The sequence below is a fragment of the Actinomycetospora sp. genome (genome assembly GCF_036497245.1).
GTDB lineage: Bacteria > Actinomycetota > Actinomycetes > Mycobacteriales > Pseudonocardiaceae > Actinomycetospora.
Window position 1 is genome coordinate 1 of the sequence record NZ_DASXJS010000084.1, and the last position, 13228, is coordinate 13228.

Consider the following 13228-nt stretch of genomic DNA (forward strand, 5'->3'; position numbering starts at 1 on the left):
CGGCCATGACGCGGTACGTGGAGCGACCCGCGCACCGAGCCCTCCTGTGCGCCTTCGACGCCCGCACCCGCCCCGGACCGGCGCCCCCGGCGCCCTCCGAGAGGCTCCCGGTCCTCGTCGGAGCGGGGGCGCGCTGACGCCTGCGGGCGGCATCAGGGCGGCGCCGTAGGTACGCGGTCCTCTCCCGGCGTGATCGGCGACCTGCTCACAACACTCCCGCGGTCGCCGGACAGCGGCAGGTCGATCTCGACGACGGCGCCGCCTTCCGCGCGGTTGGCGGCCCGGACCCGGCCGTGGTGGGCATGCGCGATGGTGTCGACGATCGCGAGGCCCAGGCCGCTGCCCCCGTCACTGCGGGTGCGGGCGGTGTCGGCGCGGCGGAACCGTTCGAAGGCGTGCGGGAGGAACTCGTCGGGGAACCCGGGTCCGTCGTCGGCCACCGAGAACACCGCACGACCGCCCTCCCGGGCCAGGGTCACGGTCACCACCGCGTGCCCGGGGCTGTGGTGGATCGCGTTGGCGAGGACGTTGTCCAGCGCCTGGCGCAGCCGGTCGGGATCCGCGTCGGCCTCGAGGTGTCGCGGGGCGTCGACGACGACGTCGACGTCCCGGAGGTCGCCGACCGCGGACGCGGCACGGGCGGCGGACGCGGTCACCACGGCGAGGTCGGTCGGGCGCACCCGCAGGAAGCCGCCGGAGCCGTCGGCGCGGGCCAGGGTGAGCAGGTCCTCGGCGAGACGGATGAGCCGGTCGGTCTCGCCTGCCGCCGAGGACACCGCCTCGGCGAGCTCGTCGCGGTCGCGACCGGGGCGGCCGGCGAGCTCGAGCTCGGCGCGCAGGGTGGCCAGCGGGGTGCGGAGCTCGTGGCCGGCGTCGGCGACGAACCCTCGTTCGCGCTCGAGGGCGTGGCGTTCCTGGGCCAGCGCGTGGCGCTGGCGGTCGAGCAGTTCGTTGAGCGTCGTCGCGAGTGATGCGATCTCGTCGCGGGTGCCGGGGACCTCGAGGTAGGTGCCGTCGTCGTGGCGGGCCAGCCCGGCGCTCTGACGGCGCATGCGTTCCACCGGGCGCAGGGCGGCCCCGGAGAGCCACCAGGCCCCGAGGCCGGCGGCGATCACCGCGATCGGGCCGAGAATCAGCAGCCCGGTGTCGACGTGCTCGTCGGCCGCGTCGGCGATGTCGGTCCCGGTACCGACGACCAGCACCAGCCCGTCGCGATCCGAGAGCACCGTGGCCAGGAACCGGATGCGCTCGTCATCGTCGCCGGTGGTGAACCCGAGCGGCCCGGAGCCGTCGACGCGGCGGGAGAGAACGGTCGAGAGCGTGCCGTGGTCGAGGACCGGCCCCGCGGCGAGGTCGGTGGAGCTGACGAGGACGCGACCGTCGGCCGTCATCACCTGGACGGGCTCCTCGTCGCGGTTGGTGCGCAGCGCCGGGAGACCGCCGGAGGTGTACTGCTCGGACAGGGTGGCCGCCCGGCTGGCGAGCCCGACGTCGAGGGTGGCGTAGAGACTCGTCCGGAGTTGCAGCACGAACCCGAGCCCGACGACCCCGATGAGCAGGGCTGTGCCCAGCGCGAACCCGAGCGCCAGACGCACGCGCAACGGCACGGGGATCGACCCCTCTCCTGGTCAGGGATGCGGTGTGGGGACCTGCCGCTCAGTATCCGGGGCACGCAGCCGGTAGCCGGCGCCGCGGACGGTCTCCAGCAGCTCGCTTCCGTAGGGCTTGTCGATCTTGCGTCGCAGATAGGACACGTACTGGTCGATGATGTTCGAGACGCCGTCGTAGGCGAAGTCCCACACGTGCTCGAGGATCGAGGTGCGGGAGAGCACCTGATCGGGATGGCGCAGGAAGAGTTCGAGCAGCGCGAACTCCTTGGTCGACAGGGCGAGCTCGTCGTCGCCCCGCCACGCCCGACGGCTGGCCGGGTCGAGCACGAGGTCCCCGACACGCAGGACCGTGGGGCGGTCGACACCGCCTCGCCGGATCAGCGCCCGCACCCGCGCGGCGAGCTCACCGAAGCTGAACGGCTTGGTCAGATAGTCGTCCGCGCCGACGTCGAGGCCGCGGATGCGGTCGTCGACACCGTCCCGCGCCGTGAGCATGAGGATGGGGGACCAGCGGCCGGACTCGCGCAGCTGCCGGCACACCTCGAACCCGTCCGCCCCGGGCAGCATGACGTCGAGCACGATCGCGTCGTACACGAACTCGCGGGCCTGCCAGAGCCCGTCCGGGCCCGTCGTGGCGATGTCGACGGCGTAGCCGTCCTCCTCGAGCCCACGACGGATCAGGGCGGCCATCCGCACCTCGTCCTCCACCACCAGAACCCGCATGTAGCGGGAGCGTAGGTCCGATTCGTGTATCTCTCATGAGAACGCTCGGCCCCGGTGAAGGGCTCTCATCGGCGTGACATGACCGTCGGCGCAGTGTCCCCGTCATGTCCTCCTCGACCCTGCGGCCGGTCGGCGGTCCACGCCCGCGCTGGTCCGGCGGTGCGACCTCGTTCCTGCTGATCTGCGTGATCCTCGCGGTCGGCGCCTTCGAGGCGCTGTGGTTCGGCGTCGTGACCGACACCGGTCTCGCCGTGGTGGATCCGGCGGTGGTCGCCTGGATGGTCGACCACCGCTCTGCGGGCCCGGTCATCGCGGCCCGTGTGGTGAGCGACGTCGGGGCACCCGCGGTCACGGTCACCGCGGCGCTGGTGGTGCTGGGCTGGTGGGCGGTGCGGCGGGCCTGGCCGGCCGTGGTGTCCGGAGGGATAGGCCTCGGCCTCCTGATCGCCGTGGACGTCTGGGCGAAGTCCCTGGTCGCCCGGCCACGTCCGCCGCTCGGCTGGCATGCCGTGGCCGTGCCCGGGTACTCCTTCCCGTCCGGCCACGCCATGCTCTCGCTCGGGATCGTGCTGCTGATCGGCCGGCTCGTCCATCGACAGGGCCTGCTGTCGTCCGGGCGAGGTCCCCGCTGGGCGGTCGGCGCGACCACGGGCGCCCTCCTGCTCGCCGTAGGCACCTCGCGTCTCGTCCTCGGCGTGCACTACCCGTCCGACGTGCTCGCGGGGTGGTTGCTGGCCGTGCTGGTCGTCGCCGCGGTGGCCCTCGTCGAGACGGCATGGACCCGCGGCGCGCTGAGCTGAGGGCGTCGTTCAGCCTGCCGAACCGCCGGTGATGCTCGGGAGGCGCACCACGATCCCGCGGGCGACGAGCTCGAGGACCACCGCGACGGCCACCGTCTCGGCGGCGAGCAGGCCCAGCAGGACCAGGACCTGCGCGGCCGCCGCCTGGACGGGGTTCCCGCTCCCGATGAGCACGCCGACGAACGCGCCGGGCAGCGTGACGAGGCCGACCGTGCGGGTCTGGTCCATCGGCGGCACGAGCGCCTGGGTGGCGGCCGGACGGCAGACGATCATGGCCGCGTCGCGGTGGTGCCCACCCAGCGCCAGGGCCGCCTCGTACTGATCGCGACGCGACTCCAGGTCGTCGAGGGCGCGACGTCCGCCGAGGGACGTCGCGGTCATGGCCCCGCCGATGACGATGCCCGCCACCGGGACGACCGCGATCCCGGTGAGGGGCACCGCGCCGCTCGCCAGGGTGATCGCGAGGACGGGCACGACGCCGGCGACGATCGCGGCCGCCGCGAGGAATCCGCTGCGGTGGGTGGTCATCCGGCGCGCGGAGGTCCAGGAGGCGACGCCGAGCATCAGCAGCACGAACGCGACCGTCAGCCACCAGGACCGCACCACGGCCACGATGACCGTCGCGACCAGGGCGAGCTGGAGCACCGCGCGCACCGACGCCACGGACAGCGCCCGCGCGATGCCGAAGCGGCCCAGGAGCGAGACCGCGACCGCGACGCCGACGAGGACGAGGAGGGCGGCCGCGAGGCCCCACCCGACGTTGACGGACGCACCGTTCATGGCTCTCCCGAGGGGCCGGTCATCCCGACGAGCGTGCCCCGACGAGGACCTGGTCGCGACGAGGCGTCGTCCCGTGCTCGGGCGCGGGCCGCCAGGGTGGCCGATCGTCGGTCGGCGCGGGGGGTCGCGGTTCCGAATGGGACGCCACGATGCCGACGACGACCGCGGCGGCGGCCGCGAGGGCGGTCATGAGCGAGGTCGGGGTGACGACGACGTGCTCACCGAACCACGTGACGCCGGCGAGCAGGCCGACCACCGGGTCGATCACCACGATCACCGACACGGCCGCGGCCACCGCGCGGGCCCGCCGGAAGGCGTGCTGGCTGAGCAGGACCGACAGCGGCCCGACGACCACCGCGACCCAGAGCGCGGGGTGGCCGAGCGGCGCGGCCCACCCGGCGGCGAGCTCGGCCCCGACGCTCTTGAGCGCGATCGCGGTGACGCCGTATCCGAGGCCGGTCCCGATCGAGAGGGCGATCCCGGTCGCCGCGGGGGACCGGGCCCGCCACGCGGCACCCGCGGAAAGCGCGAGGGTCACGCCGCCGAGCAGGAGCAGGGCCATCGCCGACGGGAGGCGGGCCGCCGTTCCAGCTGTGGGGGAGAGCGCGAGGAGCACGGTGGCGAGGCCGGTCGTCGTCAGGGCCATCCCGGCCCATCGGCGTCGGCTCGGTGCACGGCCCAGGAGGAGCCACTCCGCGAGGGTGGTGGCGACGATGCCGCCGACGAGGGTGGTCTGCACGACGATCAGGGAGCCGAGCGTCAGGGCCAGGAACTGCAGCGCGAGGCCACCCACCGACGCGGCGGTGCCGACCCACCACCAGCCGCTGCGGACCAGGGTGGCGAGGAGTCCAGTGCGCGGGCGATCCCCGCCGGTCGCCATCCCGCGGCGCTGCGCCGCGCTCGACGTGCCCAGCAGGACCGCGGCCGCGCCCGCCACCAGGGCCGCGGCGAGCGTTCCGCTCATCACCGGCTCCCGGTGGCCAGGCCGGGCGTGCGCCGAGCCGCCAGAATCCCCTGCACCAGGGCGGCCGGATCCGCCCCGCGCGGCCAGAACCGCCCGGTCCCGCGCCCGTTCGTCGCCTCGTCGACGGCCGTCGCCAGCTCCGGGGCGGTCCGGGGCCACGGTGCGATGCCCGCCCGGTCGAGGATGGCGGCGTTCGCTCGGCCGTGGCCCGCGATGGGCCGGTAGGTGATGGCGGGCAGCCCGGCCGCCAGCGCTTCGGTCAGCGAGAGCCCGCCCGCGTTGTGGATCAGGACGTCGGCCGCGCCCATCAGCGCGCTGACGTCGTCCCGCCAGCCGAGGGCGACCACCCGCTCCAGGCGGCCGAGCCTGCGGCTCAGCGTGGTGTTGCGTCCGCACAGCACCACTACGCGGACCCGCGGGTTCGCCAGCAGGTCGCGGACGGTGCGCGGCACCGACCCCATGCCCAGTGATCCGGCGCTGATCAGCGCCACCGGGGCGTCGTCGGGCAGTCCCAGCTCCGCACGGACGGCGCTCCTGCTCCGGTCGGGGGCCGCGAAGGCCCGCGCGCAGAGCGGGCCGCTCGCGCGGGCACGCACCCCGTAGCGCTCGGCGTCGCGTGCGGTGGCCTCGGTGACGGTCAGGTGGTGGTCGACCCCGGGATGGCACCAGGTCGCATGCGCGGCCGGGTCGGTGAGGTAGGTGACGGCGGGCGCGGTCACCCGGCCCTGCTCGCGCAGCGCGCCGAGGGTCTGTCCGGCCAGCGGATAGGTCGTGACCACGACGTCCGCGTCGCGGGCCCACCGCGCGACCGTCGTCTCCGCCCAGCGGCACACCAGCTCCGCGGTGCGACGCAGCACGCCGTCGTGCTCGAGGCCGTCGAAGAGGGTGTCGAACAGCGCGGGGGCGTACTGCACGGTCGGTTGGTAGAGATCGCGCAGCACCCGACGGGCGGCTGCGGGCAGAGCGTCGAGGTAGTCGTGGACCTCCACCTGCACGCCCCGGGCGACCAGGCGCCGGGCGAGCTCGCGGGCGGCGCCCTCGTGGCCCTGCCCGACGGTCGCGCTGATGATCACCACCCGGCCCGTCAGCGAGACCGTGTCCGGCCACCTCGTCCGACCGCCTGCCACCACCAGGGGGACGAGCCGGCGGACCGGCGAGTCATGGGTGGGCGCTGTCGGCGAGGACATCGCTGCGGACCTCCGAGCTGGGTTCTTCGGTGTCGGTCCGGGTGGCGTTCCGGACCATCTCCACGGTGATCGGCGGGGGTGAGGCCGCCACGTGCTGCGGGTCGGAGCTGGGTAAGAGCTGTGGGCCACAGTCGGTGATCCGAGGTCTTCTCAGCCGGGGCGCAGGCACGACAGCGACGGTGCGCGGAGACCCATGTGACGCCGATGAGGAGGTGCGCGCCGCCATGGACCCACCCGTCCGCGGGTCTCGCGTACATCACCGTCACATCTCGCTGCGGTCACGATCACCGAGATCTGTGATGACGACGGTTCGGGGGAACTGATGGATCGGAGCGAGGCGACGGTGCGGGTGCTGCGCAAGCTTCCCGAGATCACCGTTCTGTTCTGGGTGCTGAAGATCGTGGCCGTGACGCTCGGGGAGACCCTGGGCGACGAGCTCGGGATCACCCTCGGCGTCGGCTACCTGGCGACGGCGCTGGTCCTGCTGGTGGTGTTCGGGGGGTTGGTCGCCGCTCAGCTGCGCGCGCGCCGCTTCGTCCCGACGCTGTTCTGGGCGGTGGTGCTCTCGACGAGCGCGGTGGGTACCGAGATCTCGGACGGGATGGACCGCGGCTACCTCGGCCACGCCAGTTCGTCCGCGGGCGGGATCGGTTACGGATGGGGGGCGCTGATTCTCACCACCCTGCTGGCCCTGGTCTTCGTGGCGTGGTGGCGGACCGGTCAGACCTACGACGTCGAGAACATCGCGACCCGTCGGGGCGAGGGTCTGTACTGGGTCGCGATCCTGGTGTCGAACACGCTCGGCACCGCCAGCGGCGACTGGCTCTCCGACGACACCGGCCTCGGGTTCCTGGCCGCCTTCACGGTCGTCGCGGTCCTGCTGCTGGTCCTGCTCGGCCTGCATTACACGACCGCGGTGCCCACGGCGCTGCTCTTCTGGCCCGCGTTCGTGCTCACCCGTCCGCTCGGAGCGGCAGGTGGGGACTTCCTGACCAAGCCCACCGACGAGGGCGGTCTGGGGTGGGGCACGCTCGGTGCCACGCTCGCTCTGTCGGCCCTGCTCGTCGTCGGGATCGCCGGGCAGGCCGCCCGGCTGCGGCGCTCTCCGCTGCCGACCCTGCCCGAGCCCCGGCACCGGCTCACCGGGGAACCGCAGACGCCGAACGGGGCGCTCGTGCCGGCGGGTCAGACCGCGGGCGGAGCCTGAGAGCTCCCCATCGGGGCCTTGGCCGAGCGAGATCCGATCCTCGTGAGCGTGTCGCGCCAGGTCTTGCGCGTGTCGCTCACGAGAACGTGATCTCGGGTCGGTCCGCGCTCCGGGAGGTCTGCGCCTCCGCCGGAGCGCGCCCGCGCCAGTGCTGCAGGTCGAGCAGGACGAGGCCGAGCGCGACCACCACCCACACGCCCGTGTAGATCAGCACCGGTCCGGAGGTCTGGATGCTGCCTTCGACGCTGTGCGCGATCAGGACCAGCAGAACGCTCCCGCGGGTGTGGTTGAACAGCCACGAGTACCAGAACGTCACGGCGACCGTCGTGACCGTGAAGTAGATCAGGAAGGTCGGTGTCGTCCCGCCCTCCTCGAAGAAGACGAGGGGGACGTGCCACACGGTGACGACCACCGCGAGGATCGCGGTCGCGGCGAGCGGGGAGAGCCGGGCCTGCAGGCCGGGCAGGGCGAACCCGCGCCATCCGGGCTCCTCACCCAGCGGCCCGTCCAGCGGGTTCACCAGCCGGATCGCGAAGACCAGCAGGAAGCTGCCGACCGAGCTCAGGGTCACCGAGGGAGCGCCTACCGCCGGGATACCGAGGATCGCCGTCACCACGTGGACCCCCAGCGGGAGCCCGAACGCGACCGCGTACCAGTACCACCCCACGCGCCACCGGATCAGGCGCGAGCCCAGCTCGCGCAGACCGGCCCGGCCGCCGCAGAGGGGGGCGACCACCAGGGCGCCGAGCAGGGGCGCGAAGGCGCCGAACGACCCGAACGGGACGAAGGCCCAGGCGACGACGAAGGTCACGACGAAGAACGTGACGACCGGATGTCCCCGCAGCCACGTCATGAGCGCGTCGCCCCTGCCCGGTCCTCGACGGTCGGCCGCAGCGAGTCTCATCGGAGGCCCACCGCCGGCACCTCACCCCGAGCGGATGAAACCGGACGAACCACCTGGACCTGACCTCGGTGGCCGGCTCCTGGTCTGCTGTGCTCCGTTCGGACACGCGGTCCGGGATCGACCGGCGACCCCGATCACCGGCCGAACAGTGTAATCTCCGTCACTGTTGCGCCCAGACCTCGCGCGGCAGGAGTTGATCGCCATGAGCGAGATCCACGAGAACGCCCCGGCCACCGGTGACGCCGGTAGGCGTGGTCTGTCGCGCTCGAACGGCCACCGCGCTCCCGGTCCGGACCACGGAGTGCTGGAGATGCTGACCAGCGTGCTGGCCGGCCTCGCCTTCCCCGCCCGGCCCTGGCAGATCATCGCCGCCGCGGAGTCCTACGGGTCCGATGCGCAGACGATGACCCGGTTGCACCAGCTCCCGCCGGCGACCTACCCCTCGCTGCAGCACGTCGCGCACGCCTACAGCAACGCCACCGGCCCGCGCCGGACCGGGTCGTCACCTCCGGGCCCGCCCCCGCCCAGGTGACCGCGGGGCCCGCCCGCCCCGTCAGGCGCGGGCGCCGACTGCGCTCCCCGCACTGAGATCCCGGCGGACGGTGGTGTTCTCGTCGATGACGACGTGGACCGCGACGGGGTGGTGGCCGGGCGCGACGGTCAGCAGCAGGAACGTCCCGGGGCGGTCGGTGCTCAGCTGGTACCGCCCGTCGTCGTCGGTGACGGTGCGGCCGGCCTGTCCGCCCGCGCTGTCGACGAGGGTGAGCACGGCCAGCGCCAGCGGCGCGTCGCCGTCGTCGTGCACGACGCCCTCGATCCCGGACCGCGCGGGTGGCGTGCTGCCGGTGGAGGTGACCGGACGTGCGGCGTGGGGGCGACCGCGCCGGACGATCGACCCGGCCACGATCGCGCCGATTCCGAACAGCAGGGACGCCGCGAGGAAGGCCGCGGTGTAGCTGTGGACCGTCGCCTCGGCGGTGGCCCCGGGTTTCGCGGCCAGGGAGGCCGCGGCCGCGGTACCGGCGATGCTCGAGAGCAGCGCGGTGCCGACCGACCCGCCGACCTGCTGCATGGTGTTCACCGAGGCCGACGCGACCCCGGCGTCGCCCGGGTCCACCCCGAGGGTGGCGGTGTTGATCGAGGTCGACATGGCGGTGCCGAGGCCCAGCCCCATGAGGATCAGGGGCCCGACCACGCCGCTCGCGTAGGTGCTCGCACTGTCGATGCGCGAGAGCCAGAACAGCGCACCTGCGCCGACGAGCAGCCCGGCGAAGATCAGCGGCTTCGGGCCGACGCGGGGGAGCAGGGTGGCGGGCACCGTGGTCGACGCGGTGACGATCGAGGCGACCATCGGCAGGAAGGCCACACCGGTGAGCACCGGGGAGAAGTGCAGCGACTCCTGCAGGTAGTAGGTCAGGAACAGCGAGACCGCGAACATCCCCGAGGCGAGGACCAGGATCGCGAGGTACGCGCCGCCGCGGTTGCGGTCCAGCACGACGCGCAGCGGCAGCAGCGGCGCGCGGACCTTCCGCTGGAGCAGGACGAAGGTCACCAGCAGGGCGACGCCGCCGACGAGGAACCCGAGGACCGGCCCCGACGACCAGCCGTCCGTCTCGGCGGTGGCGAACCCGTAGACGATGCAGAACAGGCCGGCCGAGCCGGCGACGGTGCCGAGGAGGTCGAGATGCGGGCGCTCCCGCTTCGGGAACGCGGGCAGCAGGATCGCCGCCCCGACGAAGGCCGCCACGGCGAAGACGGCGTTGACGTACATGCACCAGCGCCAGTCGACGTACTCGGTCAGCGTCCCGCCCAGCAGCAGGCCCAGCGCCGCGCCCGAGCCGGCGATCGCGCTGAACACGCCGAACGCCCGCGCGCGGTCCCGGCCACCCGGGAACGTCGTGGTCAGCAGCGACAGCGCCGCCGGGGCGAGCAGCGCGCCGAACGCACCCTGCGCCGCACGGGAGATCACGAGCATCTCGAACCCGTTGGCGGCGCCACCGACCATCGACGCGACGGCGAAGCCGATGAGGCCGACCATGAACGCGCGCCTGCGCCCGAACAGGTCGGACATCCGCCCCCCGAGCAGCAACAGGCTGCCGAAGGCGAGCGCGTAGGCCGTGATGACCCACTGGCGCTGCGGGTCGGCGAAGCCCAGATCCGCCTGGGCCGAGGGCAGCGCGATGTTCACGATGGTGTTGTCCAGGACCACCATGAGTTGGGCGATCGCGATGACGGCGAGGATCGACCACCGCCGCCGGGAAGCCAGGTCCGGGGCGTCCCGGGCGGTCGTGGGGGCCAACGTCATGAGGGAAGGAACCGTTGTCGCTGCGCGATCGTGACCGGGCGCGAGGGTGACGACGAGCACTCCCGTCGGCCGCGTACTCAGAGGGCCGAGCCACCGCCGGGCATGGCGAGGTGCTGGCCGGGCATGATCATGTTCGGGTCGGTGACGGTCCGGTTGGCGGAGGCCAGGGCCTGCCACCCCCCGCTGACCTGATGGGTGCTCGCGATCGAGCCGAGGGTGTCGCCCGCGACGACGGTGTAGTCGTCGGCCTGCGCGTGCTTCGGGGCGCTGCTCCGCTTCGGCGTCGAACTGCTGGTCGACTTCTTCGCGGTGCTGGTGTGGCCGGCGGTCGAGTGGGACGTGCTGCCCCCGCTCGAGGTGCTGCCCCCGCCCTGGCTCCCGTGCTTGCCGCAGACCGGCCAGGCCCCGATGCCCTGCCCGTCGAGCACCTTCTCCGCCACCGAGATCTGCTCCGCGCGGGAAGCACCCTGCGGGCTGCCGCTGCCCCCGAAGGCCTTCCAGGTCGACTGGGTGAACTGGAGGCCTCCGAAGAAGCCGTTGCCGGTGTTCGCGGCCCAGTTGCCGGAGGACTCGCACTGGGCGATGGCGTCCCAGTTCACCGACGGCGCGGCCTGGGCGGCAGGCGCGGCGACCGTCCCCAGGGCGGCGAGGGCGAGGGGGCCGGTGGTGCTGGCGACGACGGTCGTCCGGAGGCGGGCGACGGGGCGGGGAGCGCGGTGCTTCGCGGGCATCGGGGAACCTCACGGGGGCGGCCGGGGCGCGGGGACGCCACGGCGAGCGGGGGAGCGGGACGGGCCGGCCACCCGACGGGGGAGCGGGGCGGTGACCCGCGAAGGACACTAGGAAGCGCTCCGTAGTGATCGCCCGTAGCTGAGAACTGACCGCCGCTGGTTGCGCCCGCGTGCCGTTCTCCCGCGACCAATGCGGTTCGAAGGGGCCTTCCGGCTCAGCGGGTTGAGCCGGATGACGCGTGCCGGCCTCAGGGTTCTCGGGCGCGCTCGCGCCTCACCGGCCCGGCGGCGCCGGAAGCGACCCGAGCAGCGTCTCGACCGCCATGCCGATCGCGAGCAGGGCGGTGTCGCCGTCGACGGGGCCTTCCAGGTTGAGGCCCACCGGCAGCCCGGCCGGGGTGCGGCCCGCGGGCAGCGACAGGCTGGGGACGCCCGCGCAGCTCCCCGGGCCCACGGTGCGGATCGTGGTGGTGAAGGTGTCCACCGGCGGCCCGCCGTCGACCGTCAGGGTGCCGGACCCGTTGACCGCGTCGATCGGTGCCGGCAGGACGGGGGAGGTGGGGAACAGGATCGCGTCGAGGTGGTGCTCGGCGATGTAGGCGGCGTAGGTCTGCTGCAGCCGCGGCCGGTGGACGGCGATCGCGTCCGGGTACGCGTCGCCGAAGGCGTCGGCCGTCACCGCGCCGAAGGCACCCCGGACGTCGGGACTCGCGATCCCCGCCGCGATCGTCTCCAGGGTGATCCCCTCGATGCCGGTCTCGCGGAGATAGGCGGGGATGTCATCGCGGGGCTCGTGCAGCGCGAGCGGGAACACGATCTTCTCGGCGAGGGCCAGGGCCTCGGGCATGTCGGCGTCGACGAGCACGACCCCGGCCTCGGCGAGCCGCCGCCGGGCCTCGTGCATCACGGCCGCGACGGGCCGCTCGAGGTCGTTCCACAGGACGGCGGGCGTGCCGATCCGGAGGCCGGCGAGCTCCACGGCCGCGGGCACCGGTCCGTCGGTGACGACTGCGTCGAGCAGCGCCACGTCGCGGACCGTCCGGCCCAGCGGGCCGACGGTGTCGAGCGTGTGGCTCAGCGGGAGCACGCCGGCGCCGCTGTAGCGACGCCGACCACCCCCGGTCGACGGGCGGAGACCGACGATCCCGCTGAACGCGGCCGGGACCCGCACCGAGGCGCCGGTGTCGGTGCCCAGGCCCGCGGGCACGATGCGCGCCGCGATCGCCGCGGCCGTGCCGCCCGAGGAGCCGCCGGGGATGCGGGAGGTGTCGTACGGGTTCCGCGCGATCGCGGCCCCCGGGGCGAGGTTCGTCGTGGTCACGCCGAACGCCAGCTCGTGCATCGTCGACTTCCCGACGACGATCGCCCCGGCCGCCACCAGCCGGGCGAGCACCTCGGCGTCGGACGTCGGGCGGACGTCGCGCAGTGCCGGCGTGCCGCCGGTCGTCGGGAGGGCCGCGGTGTTGATGTTGTCCTTGACCAGCAACGGAAGGCCCGCCAGGGGGCCGAGAGGCGCTCCGGAGGCACGGGCCGCGTCGATCGCCGCGGCCGCCGTCCGCGCTCCGTCCGGGTCGAGCGCGACCACGACGCCGAGATCGGCCCGTTCCGCGGCCCGCTCGAGGACGGACGTGAGGTAGGCGAGCGCGGTGAGCTCGCCCCGGGCGATGGCCCCCACGACCTCGGTCGCGGTCAAGTCCTCGTGCACTGTCGCTCCCGCCGGCCTGGTCGGCTCACCGTACTGGGCGACGGAGGCCCCGGACGCCGTCGAACCGGACGTCTTGTGCGCACGGTGCGTCATCCTTATGTTGCGCCAGTCGGGCTAACTATGAGGACCATATGCGTCGAGGCGGAGCCGCTGATGGCAGAGACCAGGCTCGACGAGCCCCCGACGGCGACCGCCGTCGGCCGGTTGCGGTCCGCGCTCGGCTCCCGGGTGCACCTGCCCGGGACGGCCGGCTACGAGGACGCCCTGGCCAGGGTCTTCTTCCCCGACGCCTCGCGACGACGGCCGTCGTGC

Annotated in this window: 12 protein-coding genes; 3 read left to right on the forward strand and 9 right to left on the reverse strand. The window is 73.8% G+C overall.

What is annotated here, in order from left to right:
• Positions 1 to 152 precede the first annotated feature (152 nt).
• Together VGI02_RS09215 and VGI02_RS09220 are read right to left on the reverse strand one after the other, a co-directional pair.
• Positions 153 to 1607 carry a sensor histidine kinase gene (locus tag VGI02_RS09215; RefSeq protein WP_331627031.1) on the reverse strand — a complete coding sequence of 485 codons (1455 nt, stop codon included), beginning with the start codon at positions 1605 to 1607 and terminating at the stop codon, positions 153 to 155.
• Positions 1608 to 1628: 21 nt separating this feature from the next.
• Complete coding sequence (locus VGI02_RS09220; protein ID WP_331627032.1) at positions 1629 to 2333, reverse strand: response regulator transcription factor; 705 nt, start codon at positions 2331 to 2333, stop codon at positions 1629 to 1631.
• 104 nt (positions 2334 to 2437) lie between these two features.
• Between VGI02_RS09220 and VGI02_RS09225 the strand changes: the two genes are divergently transcribed.
• Positions 2438 to 3133, forward strand: a complete 696-nt coding sequence (locus VGI02_RS09225; protein ID WP_331627033.1) for a phosphatase PAP2 family protein — start codon at positions 2438 to 2440, stop codon at positions 3131 to 3133.
• A gap of 9 nt (positions 3134 to 3142) precedes the next feature.
• On the opposite strand, the gene VGI02_RS09230 is transcribed toward VGI02_RS09225, so the two are convergent.
• The 3 genes from VGI02_RS09230 to VGI02_RS09240 are packed head-to-tail and all read right to left on the reverse strand — an operon-like array spanning position 3143 to position 6064.
• Positions 3143 to 3913, reverse strand: a complete 771-nt coding sequence (locus VGI02_RS09230; protein ID WP_331627034.1) for an ABC transporter permease — start codon at positions 3911 to 3913, stop codon at positions 3143 to 3145.
• Positions 3914 to 3932: 19 nt separating this feature from the next.
• Positions 3933 to 4877 carry a DMT family transporter gene (locus VGI02_RS09235; RefSeq protein ID WP_331627035.1) on the reverse strand — a complete coding sequence of 315 codons (945 nt, stop codon included), beginning with the start codon at positions 4875 to 4877 and terminating at the stop codon, positions 3933 to 3935.
• Positions 4877 to 6064: an MGDG synthase family glycosyltransferase gene (locus tag VGI02_RS09240; RefSeq protein ID WP_331627036.1), complete on the reverse strand. Its 1188-nt coding sequence runs from the start codon at positions 6062 to 6064 to the stop codon at positions 4877 to 4879. Before VGI02_RS09240 ends, VGI02_RS09235 begins: the two co-directional genes overlap by 1 nt.
• A gap of 322 nt (positions 6065 to 6386) precedes the next feature.
• Between VGI02_RS09240 and VGI02_RS09245 the strand changes: the two genes are divergently transcribed.
• Positions 6387 to 7271, forward strand: a complete 885-nt coding sequence (locus VGI02_RS09245; RefSeq protein ID WP_331627037.1) for a COG4705 family protein — start codon at positions 6387 to 6389, stop codon at positions 7269 to 7271.
• 76 nt (positions 7272 to 7347) lie between these two features.
• Here the strand turns inward: VGI02_RS09245 and VGI02_RS09250 are convergent, their stop codons facing one another.
• Entirely contained in the window at positions 7348 to 8175 is an 828-nt protein-coding gene (locus tag VGI02_RS09250; protein WP_331627038.1) for a CPBP family intramembrane glutamic endopeptidase, read from the reverse strand.
• A 202-nt stretch (positions 8176 to 8377) separates the two neighbouring features.
• Between VGI02_RS09250 and VGI02_RS09255 the strand changes: the two genes are divergently transcribed.
• Positions 8378 to 8707 carry a DUF2795 domain-containing protein gene (locus VGI02_RS09255; RefSeq protein ID WP_331627039.1) on the forward strand — a complete coding sequence of 110 codons (330 nt, stop codon included), beginning with the start codon at positions 8378 to 8380 and terminating at the stop codon, positions 8705 to 8707.
• Between the two features lie 21 nt (positions 8708 to 8728).
• On the opposite strand, the gene VGI02_RS09260 is transcribed toward VGI02_RS09255, so the two are convergent.
• The 3 genes from VGI02_RS09260 to iaaH form a co-directional block, all read right to left on the reverse strand.
• Positions 8729 to 10480: an MFS transporter gene (locus VGI02_RS09260; RefSeq protein WP_331627040.1), complete on the reverse strand. Its 1752-nt coding sequence runs from the start codon at positions 10478 to 10480 to the stop codon at positions 8729 to 8731.
• Positions 10481 to 10557: 77 nt separating this feature from the next.
• Positions 10558 to 11211, reverse strand: coding sequence for a LysM peptidoglycan-binding domain-containing protein (locus tag VGI02_RS09265; RefSeq protein ID WP_331627041.1), 654 nt, complete (start codon positions 11209 to 11211; stop codon positions 10558 to 10560).
• A 274-nt stretch (positions 11212 to 11485) separates the two neighbouring features.
• On the reverse strand, positions 11486 to 12904 hold the full coding sequence (iaaH, locus tag VGI02_RS09270) for an indoleacetamide hydrolase (protein WP_331627042.1): 1419 nt from the start codon (positions 12902 to 12904) through the stop codon (positions 11486 to 11488).
• Between the last annotated feature and the right edge of the window lie 324 nt (positions 12905 to 13228).